Here is a 24,564-nt window from a genome sequence, read left to right on the forward strand (position 1 = left end):
GAAGAAATTAAGTCTACTGCCCCAAAACAGGAATATAACAAGGGTTTTCTCCTTGAATCTATGATGCACTCTTCTGACACTGACTATACATTGGGAGCAAGAGTGAAGATGATGATTCTTATGCATCAATACTCTTGTTAAAAATTAAAGAACCGGAATGTAAAATTCACTTAGATTTAGTTGGTATATTACGTATGTGCTACCAAGCAAGTGTTAAAGAACAAGAAGAAAATGCGGAGGTTTCTAATTTAGACAATGAAAAGCAGGTAATTACATTAGTACAGCTCCAACAATTCTGTACCGAAAGCTTAATTGAATCTATAATAACATCAACATCAAAAGGTAACATAGATGCTGACAAAATTATCTTACCTTTCCCTTCTGTAGAACAACAAAGGCAGTTAGGGAAATTATATCGTTCTGAAAGTGATGGAGCCGGTGAAAATATAATTAAAATTTTTAAAGAGCTTTACCTTTCTAATTCTGACAATGGTAACGTTGGAATAGTAATATTATTAGGTGATGAAAAGGTATCATACGGCAACCTAGATCTATGGGATATTTAAAAATTTATGAGTTTGTAGAGACAACCTAGCACCGCTTTCTAGTGCTAATTTTACTGCTAACTCATTATTTTCGTCATTAAGTCTTTGGTCGTTTTGATCCATAGGTTGAATAAAAACCGGTATATTATAAGATGTTTGCCCTACTTCCGGTATGAGACTATATTCTAAAATATTTTTAGCAACGATAAATTTCACTGCACTAATTTTAGGCAATAAATCTTCTCTTATTTTACCATAACCGGTTTTACCGGCTTTCGGTGAACAAATTACAGACACTCCTTTTGGCAAAGAGCGATATAACGTACCGTTAGTCTCTATCTGGACTTCAAAATCTAGGTCTAGTAACTTATGACATAATAACTCTATAGGTTGACGCATCGGCTCACCGCCGGTTATTACTACTAAATTAATTGATTTTTCATTTTTAGAATTTAATGCCAAAATTTCTACTTTATTTAAAATCTTATCTATATCTACTAAATCAAAATCTTCAAACTCCGTATCACAAAAATTACAAGCAAGATTACACCCCCCAAGCCTAATAAAGATCGCAGGGCAACCTACAAAAATACCCTCACCTTGTATAGTCTTAAAAATAGACTGCACCTCTAACTTAGTACCGTCACCATTTAATATGCTTCTTTTAGGATTTTGTCCGAACATTTTTAAATTATTATCGATTGATTAAAAACATTATAGCACATTTTTATAAAAAAATCTTGCAATAACTAATAAAAAAAACTATTATCTAGGTTTCTAGTCTGTACGTGGCTTTGGTATGCCTAATTACAGTTTAAATCTAGTAAATACCAATTATAAGGAATAAATATGCCTAAATTAAAAACAAAATCTGCCGTAAAAAAACGTTTTAAACTTACTGCTAGCGGCAAGGTTATTGCATCTCAAGCAGGTAAAAAACATTTTATGCGTCGTCGTACTAAAACTCAAATTCGTAACCTTAGAGGAACTACAATACTTTGTCCTCAAGACGGATATAATATTAAAAAATATTTTTTACCGTACGGTATAAATTAATTAATTAGGAGCTAAAGCAATGACACGTGCAAAATCAGGAAAAATTTCCAAAAATCGACATAAAAAAATCCTCAAATTAGCCAAAGGCTATAGAGGTAGAGCTAATAGCTGTTTTAGAGTAGCTATTGAAAAGGTAGAAAAAGCCCTCCAATATGCTTATAGAGATCGTAGAAATCGTAAGCGTGATTTTAGAGGCTTATGGATTCAAAGAATAAATGCAGCAGTAAGAGAACATGGACTTGTTTACTCTCAGTTTATGGGAGCTCTTAAAAAAGCAGAAATCGATATAGATCGTAAAGTACTTGCAGAACTTGCCGTCAATAACAGTGATGGATTCGCAAGTATCGTAGAGCAAGCAAAAGCACATATTTAGTTTAATTGTCATCTCGTGGCCCCTTCACGGGATCTTGTATCACATTGTGTCCTGAGATCCCGCGATCAGGTCGCGGGATGACATGTTTATGATAATTAATTTTTATTTTCGTTCGGTATAAATATTATGAAACGTACATTTCAACCTAGCAATTTAGTTAGAAAAAGAAGACATGGTTTTAGAACTAGAATGGCTACTCCATCCGGAAGAACAATCTTAAGAAGGCGTCGTGCTAAAGGTAGACATAAATTATCTGCTTAAAATAATCTAACTTATCAAATTGTCTATTACCTCTTTAAAAAATCAAAAAGAATTTGAACTTATAAATAAGTTTGGAAAGAAGTTCCATGAAAGGTATTTTATTTTGGTAATAGCAAAAAAACTTCCTAAAATTTTCCTTGAATCAAAATATAACGTCTTTTTAGGGATCAAAGTTAGCAAGAAGCTAAATAAAAAAGCTGTGGTTCGCAATAAAATTAAAAGGCGTATCCGACATCTAATTAGAATTATTGTTAGTGATTCTAGCTTCAAGGCTATAAAATTCGCAATGATTATTATTCCAAGAAAAGGATTTAAAGAGATAAGCTTCTCACACTTGAATTATGAATTAAGTAAAATAATTCTAAGAAATATTTAGATTTTATTGAATGGCTTAACATTGCCCACGTGGTTCGGTTTTTCCGTCATTGCGAGGAGAAACTGTAAGTTTTGACGAAGCAATCCAGTAAAAAATTCTGATTTACAGATTTTTTATTATTTTTTATAGATTGCCACGCTCCTTGCAGTCGCTTGCAATGACGACTTGGATATCCATGCAAGCAAGCCTTACACGGGAATAATATTGAATTTTATTACTTATGCTCCCTCTATCCCCTCTCCTAATGCCGGTACTTCTTCTACTACAGTAAGTGTTGTATCTATAGTAGTTTCTTCAGACGTAATAGTATTTATAAAAATTTAGAGTTAATAATTATAGATAATAGCATTGAAAATAAGGCTATAAAGTAACCGGCAAAAAAGGATAAGATTTAAAAAAATCTTATCCCTAGTTGCGAATAAAAATAGAGTTTAGAAAGAACTTGCAATATTGTTTATTAAATCTCCAGATCAGTATTTCCCAATATTGTTATATCTGAATTACTATCCGTATTTTCTTCCATAAAATTTAAACTGAGTGCAATAGTATTATTTAAAAGAATTTCAGAAGTTATTCCTTTGTGAATTACTGATTGACCATTATTTATATTTTCTATTATACCTTTTAAAACAATATCCTATAGTTAGTAGACCAGCAATATTCAGAGACCTTCCTGCTTCTATAATTAAGGTGGCATACGAATTGAATGAGATATTATTAAAAGTCACATCTGATGCTATAGTTAGGGGTAGTACCAATGAATTTAAGAGTATTCATAGAGTCTAAATGAATATCTAAACAATCTTCAACCTTTATTTCTTTTAAATAATTTTGTTACTGCATTTGCACTAGCCATATCATTATAACTAGCTAATGTATTTTTAACAATTCATGATTTGAAATAATAGTTTTCATTTCTTCTGCACTTAATATTTTCTCTTTAACTAAAAAATGATCTTCCGTCTTTTCTACTTCAAAATCTAATTTGCTCATATTTAAATCCTAATTATTCTTAAATTGAAATTTAAGAAATTTTAACTTTTGGTAATATAATAATTAAGATAGTGTCAATGTCATATAGCCAATTCAATTGGATTTGCATACAAGGAGCAAAGAACGAAGCCTATAACTAATAGGAGAGCGACGAGCAACGTAATAGGCAAGTCCAAATCAATTGACTATAAAATACGATGATTAATTTTTATGTAAAATTCTATCGAACTATTCTCAATAAAAACTTACAACCACTTTCGTTTCTTAAAATATTTATAGGTAATAATTGTAGATAATAACATTAAGAATAAGGCTATAGGATAACCATACGGCGATTTAAGTTCAGGCATTACGGTAAAATTCATGCCGTAAATACTGGCTATTAAAGTGGGTGGGAGAAAAAATATAGTAACCAACGAGAAAATTTTAATAATATTATTTTGTTCAATTGCAATCATACCAAGTGCTGCGTCTAGGGTTCTTGCAATCTCGCTAGATATAAATTGTGAAAAATTAATTATTGAGTCTACGTCTCGAAGCAATGTATCTAATAGATCCTTAGATGCTTTATTTTGAGTTATTTGTGGAGATTTTAAAATATATTGAATAGCCATAGTTAAAGAAAATAAACACTCACGGCTTTTAGAAAGTAAATCACCTTTTCGACCTATTTTCTTTAATACATTAGTATGATCTATACGCAAATCATTAATGTTATTATCAAGTATTAAACGTCCATAATCATCAATATCCATACTAATCAACTGTACAATATTCGATAATCTTGTTACCACATTACGAAGTAACATAAATAAAATATTTTCTGCATTATGTTTGTTATTAAGCTGCTTAGCAAATTTATTTATACAGTCATTAAAGGGTGTTAATTCTACGTAACGAACTGTTATAAGACAACTTTTATGCAAAATAAATACTATAGAATGTATTTCAGGAAATTCTTGCTCTTTATTAACGAGTTCCGTAACAGTTAGATATAACGCCTCATTTTCAACATATAACCTCTTGGAAATCTCAATTTGCGATATGTCCTTTAAAGTCGGTATTTCTATATTTAATGTATTTTTTACTATTACTTTTTCTTCATCGGTTATATTGAATAAATCAATCCATAATGTGGATTCATTAATAATATATTCTTCATTTTTTACTATAGAATTATTTTCCTTTAAATATGTAGTTATCATATAATCTCAAATATGTTTTTGTAGAGATTAACAAACTTCACTCTTTAAAGCAACTTAAAGCTTTTATTCTCGTAGATGATTCCTATTATTAGACTTCTTGCATAACCTATCTTATGAATAGAAATTTGAAAGAAACACGGAAGCACTTACCACTGCAGCGTACACACAAGTAACACGTGAGGATGCGAGTACCGGATTGACGTATAAATTACCTTTAGAAGGAGGTTATGCAAGAAGTCTATTTTCTAAATAACAAATAATATACAATATAAAACCATCCAAAAAATCCATGAATGATAGCCTATAATATTGATTTGTTAACATTAAACAATATTACTATTGCAAGGTATTGTTCCAAGAGAAATACCACCGTATCCTAAGTAATTCATATATTTTACCCTTAATATTTTTTAATATTATTGTAGGATATTTATTATGTTTTATTAAGATATTTTATGAATTAAAAATAATTAATTTATATATTATTGCTTAAAAACTACTTTATGGGACTGTTAACAAAATAGCTTTAATTGATAATTAATAAGATTTTTGAGAGGATATATCCTATTTTAAAAAAATCTTATAATTTGCAGCTAAAAAGAACAAGGAATCAACAAGACGAGGAACGACAGCGGTTATTAAATGTTCAGCATTCGAGAACTTAAAAAAACATTGCTGCCAATTTTTTAAGTTCTATCTGAATATATACGTCCCTTAAAAAAGCAGAACTTTATATATTAATTATTTTTTTGCAGTAAGATTCCAAATTTTCTCTGCTTTGCTTCCAAGCCACCAAAAGCTTATTCCTAGAATTGTAAAAAATACTGCTTTATGAGTTGTATTCCAAAAATATTCAAAAAATCTTGTATATAAATTAATAAATAAAAAAGTAACTCCAAATCCTTTAGTTACCGAATTATCTTGTTTTAAACCGTGATAAATAGCTGCTCCGGACATTAAGGCAAATAATAAAGACCAATGCAATAATTCTATCGGCTTTATCGACTTCAAGTAATAATCTTCAGGGTCATAATTTCCAAATATTGATAATAACCACATTGCAATAAATGAATATAATAAACCAATTACAAGAGTTACTTGAGTAAAGTGATTGAATTTTTTATTTTCCTCTAGTGCAAGAGCAGAGAATGTTAAGATTCCTCCAAATAATATAAAACGTAATGGATAATTCATACCTAAGTAATAGCTCCCCATCCTGACATATACCCGGTTTCTGCTCCCATCCAACTACCTAGTGAAATTAAAGCAAAGCACCAAATTAAATTTGATTTAGAGAAATATCCTAATATGGCATAAACAATAAAAGATAAAAGCAATAAAATGGAAAAATGTCCACTCCCTGAATCAAATGCTTTTCCTAGTTGATAAATAGCACAAGCAGTGGTTAAGACCCCTAAAAATAATACTGCCCATCGCTAAAAATTTTCTCTAGTTTTTGTTGTTGTCTTTTAAAACCAACAAAATAAATTATTCCCGATAAAGTTGATAAGGTAATAAATTTCAGCAGATACGGGGCATTAAGAATATATTCTAATAATTCGCGTAGATAACGATCAGACAAAATAGCATTAATAGCAATAACTATACATATTAAAGAAACCCAAAAAGAATATCCAGCTAATTTCTTCCAATCAAAATTTAATATTTCTATATCGTTTTTAAGTAATATAGTCGTTATCGTCAAGTAAACCGGTGTTATTCCATTCATTTAATGCTGAAAAAAGTATCTTTGCCTGTGATTTAGAAATTTTCATAAGTTAATCTAAATATCTCCAAAATTTTAATAGAAAGATATTATTAATATAAAAATATGTCAAGAATTACTAGATTCTGTGGACAAACTATCTTTAGAAGGAGGATATGCAAGAAGTCTAATGAGTATATAAGCAAATAAGTTTTGTTACTCATTACTTTAATTCTTTCTTTAAAAAAGATAGTATTGTTTTTGAGAAGAGATATAGGAAATTGAAAAAAAGAAAATTATAGTCTTAAAAGCAAACAATTAGTTAAAGATAGTGACAGTAAATATTTGGACTGAGCAATTACTTATATAAATATAAGCAATATACTAATTTAGTCTTTAAGGAGGTAATCCAGCCGCAGGTTCCCCTACGGCTACCTTGTTACGACTTCACCCCAGTCGCTAATTTTACCGTGGTTGGCTGCCTCTTGCGTTAGCTCACCACCTTCAGGTAAAACCAACTCCCATGGCGTGACGGGCAGTGTGTACAAGGCCCGAGAACGTATTCACCGCGGCATGCTGATCCGCGATTACTAGCGATTCCAACTTCATGCTCTCGAGTTGCAGAGAACAATCCGAACTGAGATGTCTTTTAGGGATTTGCTCCACGTCGCCGTCTTGCTTCCCTCTGTAAACACCATTGTAGCACGCGTGTAGCCCAACCCGTAAGGGCCATGATGACTTGACGTCGTCCCCACCTTCCTCTGGCTTATCACCAGCAGTTTTCTTATAGTTCCCGGCATTACCCGCTGGCAAATAAGAATGAGGGTTGCGCTCGTTGCGGGACTTAACCCAACATCTCACGACACGAGCTGACGACAGCCGTGCAACACCTGTGTGTGGTCCAGCCGAGCTGAAGGAAAGCATCTCTGCGATCCGCGACCACCATGTCAAGGGTTGGTAAGGTTTTTCGCGTAACATCGAATTAAACCGCATGCTCCACCGCTTGTGCGAGCCCCCGTCAATTCCTTTGAGTTTTAATCTTGCGACCGTACTCCCCAGGCGGAGTGCTTAATGCGTTAGCTGCGAAACCGAAAGAGAATCTTCCGATATCTAGCACTCATCGTTTACGGCGTGGACTACCAGGGTATCTAATCCTGTTTGCTCCCCACGCTTTCGTGCATCAGCGTCAGTTGTAGCCCAGATGACCGCCTTCGCCACCGGTGTTCCTCCTAATATCTAAGAATTTCACCTCTACACTAGGAATTCCATCATCCCCTACTACACTCTAGATTAGTAGTTTTGAAAGCAATTCCGAGGTTAAGCCCCGGGCTTTCACTTCCAACTTACTAAACCGCCTACGCACTCTTTACGCCCAGTAATTCCGAACAACGCTAGCCCCCTCCGTCTTACCGCGGCTGCTGGCACGGAGTTAGCCGGGGCTTTTTCTGCAAGTAACGTCATTATCTTCCTTGCTAAAAGAGCTTTACAACCCTAAGGCCTTCATCACTCACTCGGTATTGCTGGATCAGGCTTTCGCCCATTGTCCAATATTCCCCACTGCTGCCTCCCGTAGGAGTCTGGGCCGTGTCTCAGTCCCAGTGTGGCTGATCATCCTCTCAGACCAGCTACAGATCGTCGGCTTGGTGAGCCGTTACCTCACCAACTACCTAATCTGACGCGGGCTCATCCATCAGCGATAAATCTTTCCTCCGTAGAGAATATACGGTATTAGCTTTTATTTCTAAAAGTTATTCCGTACTGATGGGTAGATTCCCACGCGTTACTCACCCGTCTGCCACTAACTAATTGGAGCAAGCCCCAATTGGTCCGTTTGACTTGCATGTGTTAAGCATACCGATAGCGTTCGTTCTGAGCCAGGATCAAACTCTCAAGTTTGATTCTGTCAGTTTTACTTTAAAAAATTGACAGGTTTAATTATCACTTTTGTGATATGTACATGTTTACTGTCACTATCTATATCTAATTATTTACTTTTAAAAACAGCTGCGACTTTTTTTCATTTATCGCTTTAGATTAGGTGTAGTTATATGCAATATAATCAGACCTGTCAACTACAATTTTGAAATTATTTTATTTTTTTATTAAGAGCCTGTTCACAATCTTATTTTAATTGATAACTAAACAGATTTTTAAGCGAAAATTAATAAGATTTTTGTAGGAATAGTACTCCTATTTCAAAAAAATCTTATAATTTGCAGCTAAAAAGATTTTCATTAGCTTTAAAATTAAGATCGTGAACAGGCTCTTAAGCTTATTTATTTAGCAAATCCTCTAACAATTTTTCGGATGGAGTGCTACCGTTTAATACTAAATTAGGATTATTTAAAACCTCATTATCTAAAGGGTTCAAACCTCCCTCCGAGATGTTTTGCTAAAAACCGTTCTGCAATAGCATAAAAGGAAAGTTTATTTGATTCATTTAAAAAGAAATGTATTTCATTTTTATATAAAGTATAAATTACCGGAATATTATGCTTGTTCATTGCTTCTACCATTTGGTCTGATTCAGCTTGCGGCACTCTTGTATCTTTTGCTTCTTGCATTACAAGTAAAGGCTTTGTGATATTAGTAACGTGCGTTAATGGAGAGTACCGGTATAATTTCTCAGCCGTTTCTAAAAGACTCAATTTTACTTTATCTAGCCTATCTAAACGAGCATCTTGAATAAAGTAATTTGAAATTGTTGCTAAATTAGGTGGACCGGCAATATCCACACTGCAAGCAAAAAGTTCAGGCGTAAAAGTTAATCCGGCAAGTGCCGCATATCCACCGTAACCGACTCCCATAATAGCAATTTTTTTAGGTTCGGCTATTTTATTTTTAATAGCCCAGTTAACGGCATCAATTAAATCGTCTTGCATTTTCTGCCCCCATTCTTCGTAACCACTACTTAAAAACTTCTTTCCGAATCCTTCCGAGCCTCTAAAATTAACGCTTAGAACCGCATAACCACGATTTGCAAGCCATTGATGATTGGTGTTCATACCCCCTTTATCTCTTTGATCAGGTCCATCATGCACTAAAAGTACTAACGGTAATGGATTCTTTGGATAAATTTGCTTATTTAACTCAGTATTTTTAGGGAAAGTAATATAACTAACTAAATCTAAACCGTCTCTAGATTTAATAATTACCGGATTGATAGAGAATATTACTCTAATGCTTTATAACGTGCAAATAAATGTTTTACTTCTTTGTTTTTCCTATCATATTTATAGTAGGGCGGGTATCACTATAAAACATTACAAACCAAGTTTTGTCATCTACTGTACGATGCATAATTTCTAATTCCCCTAAATTTAAGACCTCAAGGAATTTAATATCATCTCTAATAGCATTATCAATTATACGATATTTAGGTTCATCGTAATTAGTTATAACCGCTTGGACTTTATTGGTAATCGGATCAGAGGTAAAGCTGTAAGAATCTGTCTTTCCATCTTCAGCAATTAATTCTGATTTACCGTTTGCTAAATTGACTAATTTAATAGCTATATTATCACGGTCTCGACTATCATATAAATAAGAACTGTTATTTTGAGAATTACAATTAAAAATTTTGTATCATAACTATCCTTAAGAGGTATTTTGGTAAAAAGCTGCCATTCATTATCTCGCCAATATTCTTTTTCACCTTTCTCATTCATAGCCATCCCAAAACAAATTTGTAAATTATTATCAAAAAGAAAATTCCAAAATTTATCACTCTTCAATACTAATTTTTTACTGTAATCAGTAAGATTAAATGAATAAATATCAAAATATGTTTGATCAGTTTGTTTTAAGCCAATCAATACTTCATTAGGATTTTTAGTACTTGCTTCTCTTTCTAAGTAAAGTATATGATTATTATAGCCCCAAGCATAATTACAATTACCGCACTTTATATCTATGGTCGTTATAATATTGTCAGGATCATCACTATTATATATACGATTTATTATCTTTCTCTGCTATATAACTTATATATTTACCGTCCGGACTAAAATTTAATTCTTTATATTTAGATAAAGCAAATAACGCCTTTCTTGGTATAATATCATCCTTAACATCCATATCTGCTTTAATAGCGGGATTTATTATTATACAAAATATAATTATAGAGATAATTTTTGATAGCATAACAAATATCTTAAAATAATTTATGGTTATTTTGTCACTATAAACATAAAAAATTACTTTATGCAATAAATTTTATAAAATTATCTGGCACAGCATAATTCAGAAAGGTTCAAACAAGATGAGCTTATATGTCATTCCCGCTTCCACGGGAATGACATATAGGGTTTTTCAAAAATTGTCCGATACTATAATTCTAACCTCCCGAACGTCCGACTTTCAAATCTAGCTCTTTTAAATCGAATTTTATATCGATTATTGCTCCCTCTTCTTCTCTGTTCGCTATATCTAGAATGCCGCAATGTTCTTCGACTATTCTTTTGACTATAGCAAGCCCTACTCCCATACCTTTACTGCTGGTCGTAACATAGCTTTCGGTAGCTTTGCCTATTAGCTCAGGCGGGAATCCTTTACCGTTATCTATTACAATAACACTAATAAAATCGTCTTTAGCATCTATAGTAACTTCTATTTTTCCGGATTTTCGCCCTTCTATTGACTCTTCTGCATTTTTCAACAAATTTATCATAACTTGATTTATTTGGGTAGCATCACACATAAAATCAAATTGATCTACGTTAGACTCAAATTTATACAAAATATTATCATTAAGTAATTTACGTGCTTCAACAATATGCTTAACTAAATAAACTAATTCACTCTTCGTAAATTTAGGAGCAGGAAGACGTGCAAAAAGAACAAATTCGGATACTATATTTTTAATATCGTTAGTATGGCGAATAATCATTTTTAAATAACTTTCAAATTCTGCCCTTTCCTTAATTTCAGGACTAAATTTCTTAAGCAGCCTTTCAGAAGCAAGTAAAATAGGAGTTAACGGGTTCTTGATTTCATGGGCTACTTTTTTTGCAACATCCGACCAAGCCATAGCCCTCTGTGCTATAACTAAATCGCGCTGCTGGCGGGAAAGCTGCTTAATCATTCTATTAAATGCCGCATAAAGCGTTCCTATTTCGTCTTTATCTACTTCATTTTCAGGTACTTGCACCGTTAAATCACCGTCTTTAACTTTGTCGGTTGCAGTAACTAATTTTTTAATAGGTTTTACTATTTTAGCAGTAAATATAACCCCGAAACTTATAGCTACAAAAAGAAGTAATAAGGCAATAAAGATAAACATTATAGAGAACTTAATCTGTATATTATCTATTTCATTTTTAAGGCTATTATACTCGGCAGCTGCTCCGTTAGTTGCATCTACATGGTCGATAATTTTATTATCTACTAATCTACCGACTAATAAATACACATCATTATATTCTTTTAATTTAATCAGCATCCTTATTTTGGTTGGATCGGATTTTACTTCCACCGGTTCACCTAAATCCGCTTTTTTAATTAAATGTGCAGGGATAGTTGCAAATGATAATGAAAAACTTAAATAACTATTAGCTACTATAGTATTAGTAGATTTGTTTAAAACTATAGCTTCATCAAGCGAACGCATTTCTGCTTCAGTATTAAGTGTTTTAGTAAATAAAGCGGGATTGTGAATTAAATCGTAATACATATCGCTTAAATCTTCAGCAACGGCTAAAGCCGTTTCTTTTAGCTGTAATTTATGCTCAGCAATATAAGATTCTGCAACTATCACGGATTGGTCAAGAACTGTAGAAATCTTCTTATCAAACCAAGCTTGAACACTAAGATTAAAAAAATAAACAGAAAATACCGAAACAATTATAGTTGGAATAGCTGCAATTAAACTAAAGGCAATTACAATACGATTTTGTAATTTAGAACTATCATTATTATTATTATTTTTAGTAAAAAATTTTTGAGTTAGTAAAACACCTAAAATTAAAAAAATTGCTAAATCAACTAATAAAAATCCAATAATCGTACTAAAATTCTTCGATTCTAAAGATATCACATAAGAAGTAGCACAGGCAAAAATAACGGCAGCCGCTATTAAAGTAAAAATCAGCATTCTACTAGAAAAATAAGAATGTAAATTTTGTTTAAGATAACTAAGCATAGATACTGTTTATATGACTATAACCGTTCTTTATAACATAAAAAAAGTCAATTGGGAATATTTCAAGAAGTACCTTATTGTATTTCTGCGGAGGCGTTGCTGCGTGGGTACTTAATCGTCATTGCGAGCAGGCATTGTTGCGTGGACCGGTAAAACCCACTGTGTCACCTAGTTCGCTTAACCACGGGGTCCATAAAAACAATAAAAAATACTAATAATTTTAGTATTTTTAACTGGATCCCGTGGTCAAGCCACGGGATGACAGAGGTGAAATTGATCCACGCAACAATGCTTTGCGGGCAGCCGTAGGCTTCTGAGATTGCTTCAATTGCTATGCAATTTCCTCACAATGACGGAAAATTACGAAGCAATCTATAGTCAATTCAGCCCCATTTGGTGACAGGCGTGAGAGTAGAGCCTATAATAATAGGCGAAAGGGCGAACAACGTGCTACCTCGTTCAAATCAATTGACTATACATAACAAAAAAGCTAGAAGTATTAATATTTCTAGCTTTATATTTAGTATTTAAATAGTTTGAAATTTTATTCATCAAACATTTTTTTACGAGCAAATTTTCTCTGTCTTCTCGCTGCTTCTTGTGCTTTACGAACACGCTTCGCTGAAGGTGTTTCATAATAACGCTGTTCTTTCATCTTACGAAAATAAAGCTCTCTTTGTAGCTTTTTCTTAAAATTCTTAAGCGTATTATCACAATTACCGGCGTGAACATTTACTAGTATCACTAAAATTACTCTCCTTAAAAGATATTGTGGCTTATTGAACTATACCCTATAATTAAGTTATATGTCAAGGTTAAAAATATGAGCATTCAAGAAGAACACCATATCAAAAAAATAAGCTTCGTGCAATCTTTATTAGAATTATTACCGTTTAATGAATGGAATAATAAGCTACTCGAAGAAGCAGAAGAAAAATGCGGCTTTGCAAAAGGTTATGCTTTAATAGTTTTTCCGGAAGGTTTATCTGAAATAGTAGAATTCTTTGAAAGCTACTTAGATAATATTATGTTAGAAAGCTTAAACACAATAAAAGAACCAAAAAAAATAAGAGAGAAAATATTTTTAGCCGTAAAGATCAGAATCAAAACCGTGCTTCCTATTATTCATAGTAAGAATGCCGCTTATTTTGCATTAAACCCAATGCAAGGCACTCAAGTTGCATTCCGTAGTTGTGATGCTATTTGGCGTTATGCCGGCGATAAATCTCTTGATTTTAACTATTATACCAAAAGAGGCTTATTACTCTCGGTTTATGTCTCATCTATTCTTTTTTATATCCAAGACGAATCGGAAAATTATATTGAAACTGATAAATTTATTGAGACTGCCGTAGAAAATATAGTAAAAACTTTCTCACAGATGAAAAAATTACTTGATCCTTCAAATATCCCCATAGTTAGAATGTTTACGTAGATATACTTAAATGGGGTAAAATATATTTTTGTGTAATATTAATTATTTGGTAGGCTTTAAATAAATACATGATTAATAATTGACACTATATGTATATTATAATATTCTACTTTAGAATTTATTAAGTGATATAATTATGAAAGCTTTACATAGTAGCATTGATAAAAACGGTAGGTTATATTAATTCCTCATCAAATTAGAAACGCTATGAAACTTAAAGCCGGCGATTCTTTCATTATAAATAAAGTTAATAATGAACTACATTTAGTAACTCTTCATAAGGCTGTAAAAGAAGCTCAAGCATTGTTTAAACAACATGGCTCTAAATCAGAATTATTTGTTGATGAATTTTTAAAGCAGAAATATCAAGAAGCAAATAAAGAAAATTCTAAGTTTTAATTTGCGGTTCGATAATGTCTTCTCATAACGATAAATCTGTGATTCTAGATATCTCTTCCTTGATAGCTTTACTTGCTGAAGAAAAAGGACAGGAAAAAATTAGTACTGTAAATATTGCAGAAGTAGTAAAATTCTTGATAGACCGAAAAGGTTTAACAAGAGAGCAAACACATAAGCTAATACCAAATCTTATTCCAACAATTTTACCGTTTGATGAGGAGCAAGCTTTTTTAAGCGGAGAGCTAATAACTAAAACTAAACAACTAGGATTATCACTTGGTGATAGAGCTTGTCTTGCTCTTGCACTATCAAAAATTATCCCGTATATACAGCAGATAAAGCTTGGGCTAGCTTGCAATTAAGTTGCAATATTGTTTTGATTCGCTAATTTTTATCAAAAAAATATTTTTATAGAGCTTAAATGCTTCATTTAAAAAACTTTTCTGATTCTTTTGCTGATAACCACTGTAGTTGTTGTTCAATATTTGCCGCTGTTTTCCCCCAATAATTATCTTTAAGATTTTCTATCCAAGCTTTATCTCTTATTTCTTCAAAAGAAAGCTCATTATTTTTCTTATATTTTGAAAATATTCCTCCCACATCCAGAATAGGAGATAACATAGCTTGGTTATTATTAATTTTCTTATTAATAATATTAATGTTAAAAGGTTCTCTGATTTTCATTTGTTCATTAAAATTAAATAGTTTAGTACAAATTATGTATTTATCTCTTAGTCATTATCTATTATTATAGACCAAACTATTATAATAATTTCTAAAATAATGACAAATACTAAATATTATCCTGAAGTTAGTTCGAATGCTGATTTTGCAGGCTTAGAGCGAGAGATACTAAAATTTTGGCAAGACAATAATATATTCCAAAAATCTATTGACGATAGGAATGGAGAGGCGGAATTTATTTTTTATGACGGTCCACCTTTTGCAAACGGTTTGCCGCATTACGGTCACTTGCTTACCGGCTTTATTAAAGACGTGTATGCTAGATACCAAACCGTAAAAGGTAAGAAAGTCGAGCGTCGCTTTGGCTGGGACTGCCACGGTCTACCTGCTGAAATGCAATCAGAGAAAGAACTTGGTATTTCAGGACGTCTTGCAATAACTAATTTCGGTATAGAGAAGTTTAATGCACATTGCAGAGCTTCGGTAATGAAATATGCTAGCAATTGGGAAGAATATGTAACTAGTCAAGCAAGATGGGTGGATTTTAAAAATTCTTATAAAACGATGGATAAGAATTTTATGGAATCCGTCCTTTGGGCGTTTAAAGAACTATATAATAAAGGGCTATTATACGAGTCAATGCGGGTAATGCCTTATTCTTGGGCATGCGAAACACCGCTTTCTAATTTTGAAACAAGGCTTGATAATTCTTATCGTGAGAGAGCAGATAAAGCAATAACGGTGAGTTTTGTACTATGTCATCCCGTGGCTACGACCACGGGATCTTTTAAAGAATACCGTATACTCGCTTGGACGACTACGCCTTGGACATTGCCGTCGAACCTAGCCCTCACAGTCGGTAGTGATATAGATTATGCATTAGTCCCAAAAAATGGTGTTTGTTATATTATAGCTGCTTCTTCCGTCTCTAAATATGCTAAAGAATTAGGACTTAGCGGTGAGGAAAATTTTGAGATAATTAAAGGCTCAGAGCTTCAGGGATTAAGTTATAAGCCTTTATTCGACTATTTCGAGAATCATCCAAACAGCTTCAAGATATTTGCAGGTGATTTCGTGGTTGAGGGTGACGGCACGGGCGTTATTCATATGGCTCCAGGCTTTGGTGAAGATGACCACATACTTTGTGAATCAAAAGGGATCTCACTTGTTTGCCCTGTTGACAATAGCGGTAAGTTTACCAAAGAAATTCCTGATTTAGAGGGTTTGCAAGTATTTGACGCAAATGACAAAATAATTATCAAACTGAAAGAGCAAGGAAATTGGCTAAAAACCGAGCAGTATATTCATAATTATCCTCATTGCTGGCGAACAGATACACCTCTTATATATAAGGCTGTTCCGTCATGGTATGTAAAGGTTACACAGTTTAAAGATAGAATGGTAGAATTAAATCAGCAAATAAATTGGATTCCATATCACGTTAAGGATAATTTATTCGGTAAGTGGCTTGAAAATGCCCGTGATTGGTCAATAAGCCGTAATAGATTCTGGGGAACACCGCTGCCTGTATGGAAATCAGACGATCCAAAATATCCACGCATAGATGTTTATGGCTCTATAGAGGAATTAGAGAAAGATTTCGGAGTTAAAGTTACTGATTTACATCGCCCGTTTATCGACGAACTTACTAGGGCCAATCCTGATGATCCAACCGGTAAATCAACAATGCGTAGAATCGAAGACGTGTTTGATTGCTGGTTTGAAAGCGGCTCAATGCCATATGGGCAAGCCCATTACCCTTTTGAAAATAAAGAATGGTTTGAGGATCATTTTCCGGCTGATTTTATAGTTGAGTATTCAGCTCAAACACGCGGATGGTTCTATACTTTAATGGTGCTATCTACCGCTTTATTTGATCGTCCACCATTTTTAAATTGTATATGCCACGGCGTAATTTTGGATGCTACAGGTCAAAAACTTTCAAAGCGTCTTAATAACTACGCCGATCCGCTGGAGCTATTTGATAAATACGGCTCAGATGCCTTAAGAGTTACGATGTTATCTTCAAACGTTGTTAAAGGTCAGGAGCTATTAATTGATAAAGACGGTAAGATGGTGTTTGATACGCTTCGTCTATTTATCAAACCTATATGGAATGCTTACCATTTCTTTACGATGTACGCTAATGCCGATTCACTTAAAGGCGAGCTTAATTTTGCTTCCGAAAACGTGCTTGATGTTTATATATTATCCAAGCTTAAAATAGCCGTACAAAAAATTGAAGAGAGCTTAGATAATTTCGATACGCAAACGGCTTATCATGCAGTTTCAGAATTTTTTGAAGTATTGAATAACTGGTATATAAGGCGAAGTAGAGCTAGATTTTGGAAAAGTGAAAAAGATACAGATAAGCAAAATGCTTATAATACTCTGTATTCATGCCTTGAAACTATGGCTATTGCGATGTCAGCACTAGTGCCTATGATTTCGGAGGCGATATATAAGGGATTACGTCATTGCGAGGACACTCTGTCATCCCGTGGCCCTAGTGGCTTGTCATCCCGTGGCTTGTCCACGGGATCCAGTAAATCAATAAACAACAACACTACAAGTTGTTTTTTGGATCCAGTGGTCAAACCACAGGATGACACCCCATCAGTGCCTCGTAATGACGAGATTAGTGTGCATCTCTGCAACTACCCTACTCTCTCAGACTTTGAAATAAATCACGAGCTAGTTGCTACTATGGATAATGTGCTTGATATTTGCAGTAATAGCCTGTTTATCCGAAGCACTGAAAATATCAGAGTAAGGCAACCACTAGCTAGTATAACTACCATTAGTAAACATAATGATAACCTTAAAGATTTTGAAGATTTAATTAAAGATGAAATTAATGTTAAGGCGGTAATTTATCGTGACGACCTAGAGAATTACGCAAGCAAAAAACTATCGATTAATTTCCCAATGCTTGGTAAACGTTTGCCGCATAAAATGAAAGAGATTATAGCCGCTTCTAAAAAAGGTGAGTGGGAAGCTATCGCAGGCGGTTTAGCTATATGCGGTGAAACCTTAAATAGTGACGAATATAAGCTAGTTTTAGAACCATATTCACATATTAAAGGAGCAGCAAGTTTTGAGAATAATAGTAGCTTGTTAATACTTGATTTAGAGCTAACACCTGAGTTAATAGAAGAAGGATACGCAAGAGACATTGTACGCTTCATACAACAGGCTCGAAAAGATGCCGATTTCTCTATAACTGACAGGATTTTAATTGAGATAATAAGCGAGTTTGATTTATCCAAGATAATTGATAATTATGGAGACTTTATTAAAGAACAAACTTTAGGCGAGTTTGCTAAAAATTTCACGCCTGATTATGTAAGTAAAGTAGAATTAGAGAACCATCAAATACAACTTAAAGTTAAGAGATCGTAAATTATTTTACTATCAATTAAGATATTGATAATTTACTTAGATTAATCTATAGTACGCACGCTATAAATTAATTTAAGGTAAATTATGCATAAAAGCTTCTCTTTTAAAGCTCTAAGAGATTCTTTGAAAACTGAAAAACAAAAATGATAGTCTTTATGAAGAGGTTCTTCAAGGTCGTTTAGATTTAGTTAAATATTTTAAAAGGGTTTGATGTTAATACTACAATTGATGATCCCTATATTAAGTATTGCTACTATGGAGGAGCATACTGATGTAATGGATTACCTCTAACAAAAGGTGCTATCCCATCTCAAGGTGTTATATCCGCAATAATAAAAGTTAATGTCAAAATTCTAGAAAAGTTGTTTGAATATGGTGCAACAGCTCGTGGTGATTATTCAGAAGATCCTGTTGCTTTAGTAGTATGCGGTGCGATCGAAGCCTATGAACCCAATTATAATAAAGCCCCACCTAAAGAACAAGATCTGCTTAAGTATGTAGAAATGCTTAAATTTTTATTAGAGCATGATGGCAATCCTAATGCTCTAATTTTAGAAAGAGGTATAGTAGTCCTTGTAGCATTAAATGCACTTATAGATAAGCCGGAAAATCCTATATATAAAGATATTTGCAAATTATTAATTAAGCATGAAGCTGATACTTCTAAGCATAATAATGATAAGCATAAGAAATATATAGCAATTATAGAAAAGTTAAAAGCAGAAATAATACAAGAAACAAGCATAAATAATGTAAATGTTTCTGAGGCTAATATTGAAACTAAAACAGGTTCTAGATTAGGAGAAACTGTTAAATCAAAATTCTTTTTACTTGATGAAATTAACACACTTAGTGAAAGTCAAACTCCTTTAGGCGGTGATATAAAAAATATATTTAATTCTGAGCTTGAATAATGTTATTCCTACGGAGACAGGAAAGTATTGTTGAGTAGATACCCAATTCGTCATTGCGAGGAAAATTACGAAGTAATTGACGAAGCAATCTCAGGAGTTTGTTATTATTTTATGAGATTGCCACGCAGCCTACGGCTTGCTCGCAATGACGATTTGCTATCCATGCTGGAGTGATATCAACTACTTTATGCAAACTCCAATAATACCTGCCCTCTTACAACACTATCCTTTTCATTAACAAAAATTTTAGCTATTTTTCCGTCTCTTTCGGCTAAAATAAGATTTTCCATTTTCATAGCAGTTAAAATCATAATTTCTTGTCCTGCCGTCACTTCCTGCCCTTCTTTTACCTTTATTGCAGCAATCTGACCGCTTAGAGGAGCTTGTAGTTCGGAGCTTTCTTCCACCACTACTTTTGAGACCATCAACGCTTCAAGTTCTGATATACGAGGAGAGCGTACAAAGGCTTTTACGCTAATACCGGCATGCGATAATAAATAACCGGTTCTGATATTTTCAATTTTAACATTTGTCTTTTTACCGTTAATGATAGCCGTGAAAAGTTCATTACCTAAATTCCAGTTACTACGAATATATATTCTATCGCTTTCGTGACGTATATTATAGCCGTTTTCAACAGGTGTAATTAATACGGGGAATAGTTTATCATCGATAGTTACTACCCACCTTGTACCTATTTTGTTAGCCTGATTGTTAATATTGCCGGAAATTAAAGAAGCACGTCTTTGCTCCGATATATAAATAAAAATAGCCGTTGCTAAAAATACGGTAGTTACTTCTGAAGTTAGACTAGCCCCGGAAAAACCGTCAGGATATTCTTCTTGAATAAAGGCAGTAGAAATATCACCACTAACAAAACGTGGATGTAGCATTACCGCTTCTAAGAAACTGATATTATGAGCAATACCGTTAATTATATAAGAACTCAAAGCAGAACGCATTACTTCAATTGCCTGCTCTCTTGTTTCACCGTAAGTACATAACTTCGCAATCATTGAGTCATAAAACATACTTACTTCACCGCCAAGCCCAATCCCTGTATCTATACGGATATTAGGACTCTTTGCAGGTTCAGAATAAGCTATAATTCTACCGCTAGAAGGTAAGAAACCTCGGCTTGGGTTTTCGGCACAAATTCGTGATTCAAATGCCCAACCTTTTAATTTTACATCATCTTGTGTAAATGATAATTTCTCGCCGGCTGCGATTTTTATCATCTCTTCAACGATATCTATACCGGTAATTAGCTCAGTAACAGGATGCTCGACTTGCAACCTAGTATTCATCTCTAAAAAATAGAAATTTTTATTGCTATCTACTATAAACTCAACGGTACCAGCCGAATAATATCCCACTTTTTGAGATAAGGATATTACCTGCCGATACATTTCTTGCCTTATATCTTCGGTAATAAAAGAACTTGGTGCTTCTTCAATTACTTTTTGATGGTGACGCTGTATTGAACATTCCCGCTCTCCGAGACATACACTATTGCCGTATTGATCGGCAATTAGCTGAATTTCGATATGACGGGGAGTTTGAATTAACTTCTCAATAAATAATCTATCGTCACTAAAACTATTGGCTGCTTCAAGCTTTGCCGACTCAAAAGCATTTGCCATTTCAGCGGGATTATTCACTACTCTCATACCACGTCCACCGCCGCCGGCAGCCGCTTTTACTATTACCGGAAAACCAATCTCTTTAGCAATATCCACCGCTTGCTTAACATCGTTTATAGTTCCCATATAACCCGGAACGGTGCTAACTCCGGCTTCTATCGCTATCTTTTTTGCTTCAATTTTATCGCCCATTTTTTTAATAGTTCCGGCACTCGGTCCTATTAAAACAACACCTTCTCTTTTAAGAATATTAGCAAAATTTGGATTTTCCGATAAAAAACCGTAACCTGGATGTACTGCACTTGCTCCACTTTCACGAATCGCCGAAATAATATTTTTAATAGATAAATAACTTTCCGTTGCAGGGGAATCACCTATATAATAAGCCTCATCTGCATGCTGCACATACATTGAGTTTGTATCTGCTTCAGAATATACTGCAACCGACTTTATCCCCATCTTTTTTAAGGTACGTATTATCCTAACGGCGATCTCGCTACGATTAGCAATTAAAATTTTATCAAATAATGGTTTATTCATAGTTTTTTGTTACAATTTTAGTTTTTGTCATCGCGAGAAAAATTACAAAGTAATTTGACGAAGCAATCTCAGGAGTTTGTTATTGTTTCATAAGATTGCCACGCAGCCTACGGCTGCTCGCAATGACGATTTGGTATCCACACAGGAATAACGGTTATAACGGCAAGTTATCATGTTTCTTCCAAGGCAGTTCTACTTTTTTAGTACGCAGGAAATTTAATGCCTTACATATTCGCCATCTAGTATTTTGCGGTCTTATAATATCATCTAAATATCCCCTAGATGCCGCAACAAAAGGCGATGTTACTACTTTCCTATATTCACCGATTTTTTGTTTTTTAGCTTCAGGATTTTTACATTCTTCCTTAAATATTATCTCGGCTGCTCCCTCTGCCCCCATAACGGCGATTTCTGAATTAAACCAAGCATAGTTTATATCGCCTCTAAGATGCTTGGAGTTCATAACTATATAAGCACCTCCGTAAGCCTTACGGGTAATTACGGTAATCTTCGGCACTGTAGCTTCCGCATAAGCGTATAACAGCTTAGCCCCGTGCTTAATAATACCATCATGCTCTTGAGATGTACCAGGCAGAAATCCAGGCACATCAACAAGGCTTACTATAGGAATATTGAAAGCATCGCAAAATCTAATAAATCTTGCTGCTTTTCTCGAGGCGTTTATATCTAAACATCCTGCTAAATGCAAAGGCTGATTAGCCACAAATCCTACCGGATAACCTTCCATATAACCAAAACCAATAATGATATTCTTAGCAAAATCAGGTTGTAGCTCAAAAAATTCTCCCTCATCAACGATACGCTCAACAAGCTCTTTCATATCATAAGGCTTATTAGGAGTGTTAGGTATTAACGTGCTAAGAGACATATCGACTCTATCGGCAGGATCAACAGTCGAACGAACAGGGAGAGGACTACGATTGGATGACGGAAGGAAATTAAAGAACTTACGAATTTCGAGCAATGCTTCTATATCATTGTTGAATGCAAGATCGGCAACGCCGCTTTTAGTGGTATGCATCCTAGCACCGCCGAGCTTTTCTTGGCTTACTTCTTCACCTGTAACGGTTTTTACTACATCGGGACCGGTTACAAACATATAAGAACTATTCTTAACCATAAATATAAAATCGGTTAAGGCAGGAGAATATACCGCACCACCGGCACAAGGTCCCATAATTAGGGTAATTTGCGGGATAACACCCGAAGCTAAAACATTACGCTGAAATAATTCACCGTATCCGGCAAGAGCATCAACCCCTTCTTGAATTCTTGCTCCCCCTGAATCGTTAATACCGATTACGGGAGCACCGGTTGCTATAGCTTGATCGATAATATCGCAGATTTTCTTAGCATGATATTCGCCTAGAGAGCCGCCGAGTACGGTAAAATCTTGGCTATAAATAAATACCAATCTACCGTTTATCGTACCGTGTCCCGTTACAACACCGTCACCTAAAAACTTTTTATCCTGCATCCCCAAATTATCACATCTATGGGATACAAACATACCTGTTTCGGTAAAGCTATTCGGATCTAATAATACTTCTATGCGTTCTCGTGCAGTTAACTTACCTTTTTGATGTTGTGCGTTGATCCTAGCTTCACCGCCCCCTTGCCTTGCAATATTTTTTCTCTCATCCAGTAACTCAGGAGAGATTATATTACTTTGATTCATAGATTATTTATAGTTTTATTTTCCAAAATATCCATAATATAATATAATAATGCTAATGTGAAAAGATAATTATTTATGTCATCTACCGAAGATACCAAAAAAAAACCTTCAATAGCCAAACCGGCAGCTAAATTTAATAACTTATCAACTGCTTTAAAAAAGAATTTACAAAGAAGAAAGAAAGTACAAAAAGAAAAGAATAATAAAGAAAAAATTGATACTAGGCTCTGTGAACATTTCTAATTGATTTGTTATTTTGAGGAGAATAAAATATGAATTTACATGAAGTAATAATTAAAATTAGTAAAATTTTTCTCTTTTTATTCCCAAACAAGATATAGAGGAATCTAATAATAATATTCCTGCTAATAGAGAAGCAATGCGCGATTATTATGAAGATTTAAATAATCCTCATTAAAAAGTATTTATCTATATGCAATTTGACATATTAATATAAAAATTGCTAATATTATTTGACAAAAACCTTAGGTTAGGGTAATAGTTAGGAACTATGACATAATTAAAGTAATATGACAAAATGGTAATTTATGCAAACTATGCGTACTAAACTTGGAGAAGGTGGCAGAATTGTTATTCCTGCATCATTCCGTCAGAATCTTCACCTACTACCAGGTGATGATATAGTATTACATATGAAAGAAAATATAATCTATATTACAACCCCAAATCAAGCTCTAGCTGAACTACAAGCAATGGTAAAAAATTACACTGATTCTACAGGAGAAAGAATCTCTCTTGTAGATGAATTAATAAAATCAAGACGTTTAGAAGCAAGTCATGAGTAATAGAGTAGTACTTGATACTTCAGCACTTTTAGCCTTACTACAAAATGAACCAGGTAGCACAATAGTTAAGCCTTTGATACAATTTTCTTGTATGTCTACAGTAAATATTACAGAAGTATTAACTTCATTGCAACGTATGAAAATTACTATGGATACAGCTTACACCTTAGTTACAGAAATAATACCGTCTATTATTCCATTTGATCTAGAGCAAGCCGCTCATACAGCCCAATTACAACCATACACCCAACCCAAAGGCTTATCACTCGGTGATCGAGCGTGTATTACTTTAGGTATCAAACTACAAGTTCCTATATATACCGTAGATAAAATATGGGCAGAATTAAAATTAAATAATGCTGATATTAAATTGATTCGTTAATTGTAAG

The 24,564-nt window shown here is 33.7% G+C and carries 27 protein-coding genes, 1 rRNA gene and 2 pseudogenes; 16 read left to right on the top strand and 14 right to left on the bottom strand.

Annotated elements, in window-relative coordinates; translation table 11 throughout:
* The first annotated feature begins 134 nt into the window (after positions 1-134).
* Entirely contained in the window at positions 135-566 is a 432-nt protein-coding gene (locus tag MB29_RS12440; protein ID WP_233418863.1) for a hypothetical protein, read from the top strand.
* Here MB29_RS12440 and MB29_RS02065 read toward each other — a convergent pair.
* Positions 552-1,229: a 7-carboxy-7-deazaguanine synthase QueE gene (locus tag MB29_RS02065; RefSeq protein WP_032138856.1), complete on the bottom strand. Its 678-nt coding sequence runs from the start codon at positions 1,227-1,229 to the stop codon at positions 552-554. The genes MB29_RS12440 and MB29_RS02065 overlap by 15 nt on opposite strands.
* A gap of 165 nt (positions 1,230-1,394) precedes the next feature.
* Between MB29_RS02065 and rpmI the strand changes: the two genes are divergently transcribed.
* The 4 genes from rpmI to rnpA all read left to right on the top strand — a co-directional run bounded on the left by rpmI (position 1,395) and on the right by rnpA (position 2,611).
* The gene (rpmI, locus tag MB29_RS02070; RefSeq protein ID WP_008580803.1) at positions 1,395-1,601 is read left to right on the top strand and encodes a 50S ribosomal protein L35; all 207 of its coding nucleotides are present in this window, start codon (positions 1,395-1,397) and stop codon (positions 1,599-1,601) included.
* A gap of 19 nt (positions 1,602-1,620) precedes the next feature.
* Complete coding sequence (gene rplT, locus MB29_RS02075) at positions 1,621-1,974, top strand: 50S ribosomal protein L20 (RefSeq protein ID WP_032138857.1); 354 nt, start codon at positions 1,621-1,623, stop codon at positions 1,972-1,974.
* A gap of 126 nt (positions 1,975-2,100) precedes the next feature.
* Positions 2,101-2,235, top strand: coding sequence for a 50S ribosomal protein L34 (rpmH, locus tag MB29_RS02080; RefSeq protein ID WP_010421915.1), 135 nt, complete (start codon positions 2,101-2,103; stop codon positions 2,233-2,235).
* 19 nt (positions 2,236-2,254) lie between these two features.
* Positions 2,255-2,611: a ribonuclease P protein component gene (rnpA, locus tag MB29_RS02085; RefSeq protein WP_032138858.1), complete on the top strand. Its 357-nt coding sequence runs from the start codon at positions 2,255-2,257 to the stop codon at positions 2,609-2,611.
* An 870-nt stretch (positions 2,612-3,481) separates the two neighbouring features.
* Here the strand turns inward: rnpA and MB29_RS13370 are convergent.
* Positions 3,482-3,604 carry a hypothetical protein gene (locus MB29_RS13370; protein ID WP_267881718.1) on the bottom strand — a complete coding sequence of 41 codons (123 nt, stop codon included), beginning with the start codon at positions 3,602-3,604 and terminating at the stop codon, positions 3,482-3,484.
* A 75-nt stretch (positions 3,605-3,679) separates the two neighbouring features.
* On the opposite strand from MB29_RS13370, the pseudogene MB29_RS09785 reads away from it, so the two are divergent.
* Positions 3,680-3,796 (top strand): annotated as a pseudogene (locus tag MB29_RS09785) (palindromic element RPE2 domain-containing protein); the annotation flags it as partial.
* 53 nt (positions 3,797-3,849) lie between these two features.
* Here the strand turns inward: MB29_RS09785 and MB29_RS02095 are convergent.
* From MB29_RS02095 to MB29_RS02125, 8 genes are all read right to left on the bottom strand, one after another.
* The gene (locus MB29_RS02095; protein WP_032138859.1) at positions 3,850-4,809 is read right to left on the bottom strand and encodes a magnesium transporter CorA family protein; all 960 of its coding nucleotides are present in this window, start codon (positions 4,807-4,809) and stop codon (positions 3,850-3,852) included.
* A gap of 741 nt (positions 4,810-5,550) precedes the next feature.
* Positions 5,551-6,024, bottom strand: a complete 474-nt coding sequence (locus MB29_RS11300; RefSeq protein WP_233418864.1) for a hypothetical protein — start codon at positions 6,022-6,024, stop codon at positions 5,551-5,553.
* A gap of 199 nt (positions 6,025-6,223) precedes the next feature.
* Entirely contained in the window at positions 6,224-6,538 is a 315-nt protein-coding gene (locus MB29_RS08140) for a hypothetical protein (RefSeq protein ID WP_233418865.1), read from the bottom strand.
* Between the two features lie 373 nt (positions 6,539-6,911).
* Positions 6,912-8,410: ribosomal RNA gene (locus tag MB29_RS02110) — 16S ribosomal RNA — on the bottom strand.
* Positions 8,411-8,868: 458 nt separating this feature from the next.
* Complete coding sequence (locus MB29_RS12450) at positions 8,869-9,555, bottom strand: alpha/beta hydrolase family protein (RefSeq protein WP_233418866.1); 687 nt, start codon at positions 9,553-9,555, stop codon at positions 8,869-8,871.
* A gap of 471 nt (positions 9,556-10,026) precedes the next feature.
* A complete protein-coding gene (locus MB29_RS12455; protein WP_233418867.1) occupies positions 10,027-10,329 on the bottom strand; it encodes a hypothetical protein in 303 nt (100 codons plus the stop codon).
* 130 nt (positions 10,330-10,459) lie between these two features.
* On the bottom strand, positions 10,460-10,657 hold the full coding sequence (locus MB29_RS12460) for a hypothetical protein (protein WP_233418868.1): 198 nt from the start codon (positions 10,655-10,657) through the stop codon (positions 10,460-10,462).
* A gap of 193 nt (positions 10,658-10,850) precedes the next feature.
* On the bottom strand, positions 10,851-12,653 hold the full coding sequence (locus tag MB29_RS02125; protein ID WP_032138862.1) for a sensor histidine kinase NtrY-like: 1,803 nt from the start codon (positions 12,651-12,653) through the stop codon (positions 10,851-10,853).
* Positions 12,654-12,778: 125 nt separating this feature from the next.
* On the opposite strand from MB29_RS02125, the pseudogene MB29_RS14050 reads away from it, so the two are divergent.
* Positions 12,779-12,944 (top strand): annotated as a pseudogene (locus MB29_RS14050) (tRNA lysidine(34) synthetase TilS); the annotation flags it as partial.
* Between the two features lie 253 nt (positions 12,945-13,197).
* Here the strand turns inward: MB29_RS14050 and rpsU are convergent.
* Entirely contained in the window at positions 13,198-13,398 is a 201-nt protein-coding gene (gene rpsU / locus MB29_RS02130) for a 30S ribosomal protein S21 (protein WP_012148483.1), read from the bottom strand.
* Positions 13,399-13,476: 78 nt separating this feature from the next.
* Between rpsU and MB29_RS02135 the strand changes: the two genes are divergently transcribed.
* The 3 genes from MB29_RS02135 to MB29_RS08150 all read left to right on the top strand — a co-directional run bounded on the left by MB29_RS02135 (position 13,477) and on the right by MB29_RS08150 (position 14,849).
* The gene (locus MB29_RS02135; protein WP_032138863.1) at positions 13,477-14,088 is read left to right on the top strand and encodes a COQ9 family protein; all 612 of its coding nucleotides are present in this window, start codon (positions 13,477-13,479) and stop codon (positions 14,086-14,088) included.
* Between the two features lie 207 nt (positions 14,089-14,295).
* Positions 14,296-14,487: a hypothetical protein gene (locus tag MB29_RS02140; RefSeq protein ID WP_032138864.1), complete on the top strand. Its 192-nt coding sequence runs from the start codon at positions 14,296-14,298 to the stop codon at positions 14,485-14,487.
* Positions 14,488-14,501: 14 nt separating this feature from the next.
* Complete coding sequence (locus MB29_RS08150; protein ID WP_051965284.1) at positions 14,502-14,849, top strand: type II toxin-antitoxin system VapC family toxin; 348 nt, start codon at positions 14,502-14,504, stop codon at positions 14,847-14,849.
* Between the two features lie 64 nt (positions 14,850-14,913).
* Here MB29_RS08150 and MB29_RS02150 read toward each other — a convergent pair whose 3' ends face one another.
* Positions 14,914-15,171 carry a hypothetical protein gene (locus tag MB29_RS02150; RefSeq protein ID WP_032138865.1) on the bottom strand — a complete coding sequence of 86 codons (258 nt, stop codon included), beginning with the start codon at positions 15,169-15,171 and terminating at the stop codon, positions 14,914-14,916.
* Between the two features lie 99 nt (positions 15,172-15,270).
* Here MB29_RS02150 and ileS point away from each other — a divergent pair, with 99 nt between their 5' ends.
* The 3 genes from ileS to MB29_RS11305 all read left to right on the top strand — a co-directional run bounded on the left by ileS (position 15,271) and on the right by MB29_RS11305 (position 19,661).
* On the top strand, positions 15,271-18,573 hold the full coding sequence (gene ileS, locus MB29_RS02155; protein WP_032138866.1) for an isoleucine--tRNA ligase: 3,303 nt from the start codon (positions 15,271-15,273) through the stop codon (positions 18,571-18,573).
* Positions 18,574-18,935: 362 nt separating this feature from the next.
* Positions 18,936-19,487, top strand: coding sequence for a hypothetical protein (locus MB29_RS08155; protein ID WP_051965285.1), 552 nt, complete (start codon positions 18,936-18,938; stop codon positions 19,485-19,487).
* A 30-nt stretch (positions 19,488-19,517) separates the two neighbouring features.
* Complete coding sequence (locus MB29_RS11305; RefSeq protein ID WP_215426204.1) at positions 19,518-19,661, top strand: hypothetical protein; 144 nt, start codon at positions 19,518-19,520, stop codon at positions 19,659-19,661.
* A gap of 11 nt (positions 19,662-19,672) precedes the next feature.
* Here the strand turns inward: MB29_RS11305 and MB29_RS02165 are convergent, their stop codons facing one another.
* Both MB29_RS02165 and MB29_RS02170 read right to left on the bottom strand, forming a co-directional pair.
* Positions 19,673-21,670, bottom strand: a complete 1,998-nt coding sequence (locus MB29_RS02165; protein ID WP_032138867.1) for an acetyl-CoA carboxylase biotin carboxylase subunit — start codon at positions 21,668-21,670, stop codon at positions 19,673-19,675.
* A 154-nt stretch (positions 21,671-21,824) separates the two neighbouring features.
* On the bottom strand, positions 21,825-23,369 hold the full coding sequence (locus tag MB29_RS02170; protein ID WP_032138868.1) for an acyl-CoA carboxylase subunit beta: 1,545 nt from the start codon (positions 23,367-23,369) through the stop codon (positions 21,825-21,827).
* A 75-nt stretch (positions 23,370-23,444) separates the two neighbouring features.
* On the opposite strand from MB29_RS02170, the gene MB29_RS11310 reads away from it, so the two are divergent.
* The 3 genes from MB29_RS11310 to MB29_RS02180 all read left to right on the top strand — a co-directional run bounded on the left by MB29_RS11310 (position 23,445) and on the right by MB29_RS02180 (position 24,557).
* Entirely contained in the window at positions 23,445-23,612 is a 168-nt protein-coding gene (locus tag MB29_RS11310) for a hypothetical protein (RefSeq protein WP_215426181.1), read from the top strand.
* Positions 23,613-23,917: 305 nt separating this feature from the next.
* Complete coding sequence (locus MB29_RS02175; RefSeq protein WP_032138869.1) at positions 23,918-24,175, top strand: AbrB/MazE/SpoVT family DNA-binding domain-containing protein; 258 nt, start codon at positions 23,918-23,920, stop codon at positions 24,173-24,175.
* Positions 24,168-24,557 (top strand): type II toxin-antitoxin system VapC family toxin, encoded by a 390-nt coding sequence (locus MB29_RS02180; RefSeq protein ID WP_032138870.1) that lies wholly within the window; start codon positions 24,168-24,170, stop codon positions 24,555-24,557. The genes MB29_RS02175 and MB29_RS02180 overlap by 8 nt, the downstream gene beginning before the upstream one ends.
* The last annotated feature ends 7 nt before the right edge of the window (positions 24,558-24,564 follow it).

The sequence above is a fragment of the Rickettsia tamurae genome (genome assembly GCF_000751075.1).
In the GTDB taxonomy this organism is placed as follows: Bacteria; Pseudomonadota; Alphaproteobacteria; order Rickettsiales; family Rickettsiaceae; genus Rickettsia; species Rickettsia tamurae.

What these genes read in the sequence shown, in the direction of transcription:
- MB29_RS02065 (WP_032138856.1), bottom strand. Translation starts at nt 1,229, where the DNA reads ATGTTCGGACAAAATCCTAAAAGAAGCATATTAAATGGTGACGGTACT.
- rpmI (WP_008580803.1), top strand. Translation starts at nt 1,395, where the DNA reads ATGCCTAAATTAAAAACAAAATCTGCCGTAAAAAAACGTTTTAAACTT.
- rplT (WP_032138857.1), top strand. Translation starts at nt 1,621, where the DNA reads ATGACACGTGCAAAATCAGGAAAAATTTCCAAAAATCGACATAAAAAA.
- rpmH (WP_010421915.1), top strand. Translation starts at nt 2,101, where the DNA reads ATGAAACGTACATTTCAACCTAGCAATTTAGTTAGAAAAAGAAGACAT.
- MB29_RS13370 (WP_267881718.1), bottom strand. Translation starts at nt 3,604, where the DNA reads ATGAGCAAATTAGATTTTGAAGTAGAAAAGACGGAAGATCATTTTTTA.
- MB29_RS02095 (WP_032138859.1), bottom strand. Translation starts at nt 4,809, where the DNA reads ATGATAACTACATATTTAAAGGAAAATAATTCTATAGTAAAAAATGAA.
- MB29_RS11300 (WP_233418864.1), bottom strand. Translation starts at nt 6,024, where the DNA reads ATGGGGAGCTATTACTTAGGTATGAATTATCCATTACGTTTTATATTA.
- MB29_RS08140 (WP_233418865.1), bottom strand. Translation starts at nt 6,538, where the DNA reads ATGAATGGAATAACACCGGTTTACTTGACGATAACGACTATATTACTT.
- MB29_RS12460 (WP_233418868.1), bottom strand. Translation starts at nt 10,657, where the DNA reads ATGCTATCAAAAATTATCTCTATAATTATATTTTGTATAATAATAAAT.
- MB29_RS02125 (WP_032138862.1), bottom strand. Translation starts at nt 12,653, where the DNA reads ATGCTTAGTTATCTTAAACAAAATTTACATTCTTATTTTTCTAGTAGA.
- MB29_RS02135 (WP_032138863.1), top strand. Translation starts at nt 13,477, where the DNA reads ATGAGCATTCAAGAAGAACACCATATCAAAAAAATAAGCTTCGTGCAA.
- MB29_RS02140 (WP_032138864.1), top strand. Translation starts at nt 14,296, where the DNA reads ATGAAACTTAAAGCCGGCGATTCTTTCATTATAAATAAAGTTAATAAT.
- MB29_RS08150 (WP_051965284.1), top strand. Translation starts at nt 14,502, where the DNA reads ATGTCTTCTCATAACGATAAATCTGTGATTCTAGATATCTCTTCCTTG.
- MB29_RS02150 (WP_032138865.1), bottom strand. Translation starts at nt 15,171, where the DNA reads ATGAAAATCAGAGAACCTTTTAACATTAATATTATTAATAAGAAAATT.
- ileS (WP_032138866.1), top strand. Translation starts at nt 15,271, where the DNA reads ATGACAAATACTAAATATTATCCTGAAGTTAGTTCGAATGCTGATTTT.
- MB29_RS02165 (WP_032138867.1), bottom strand. Translation starts at nt 21,670, where the DNA reads ATGAATAAACCATTATTTGATAAAATTTTAATTGCTAATCGTAGCGAG.
- MB29_RS02170 (WP_032138868.1), bottom strand. Translation starts at nt 23,369, where the DNA reads ATGAATCAAAGTAATATAATCTCTCCTGAGTTACTGGATGAGAGAAAA.
- MB29_RS11310 (WP_215426181.1), top strand. Translation starts at nt 23,445, where the DNA reads ATGTCATCTACCGAAGATACCAAAAAAAAACCTTCAATAGCCAAACCG.
- MB29_RS02175 (WP_032138869.1), top strand. Translation starts at nt 23,918, where the DNA reads ATGCAAACTATGCGTACTAAACTTGGAGAAGGTGGCAGAATTGTTATT.
- MB29_RS02180 (WP_032138870.1), top strand. Translation starts at nt 24,168, where the DNA reads ATGAGTAATAGAGTAGTACTTGATACTTCAGCACTTTTAGCCTTACTA.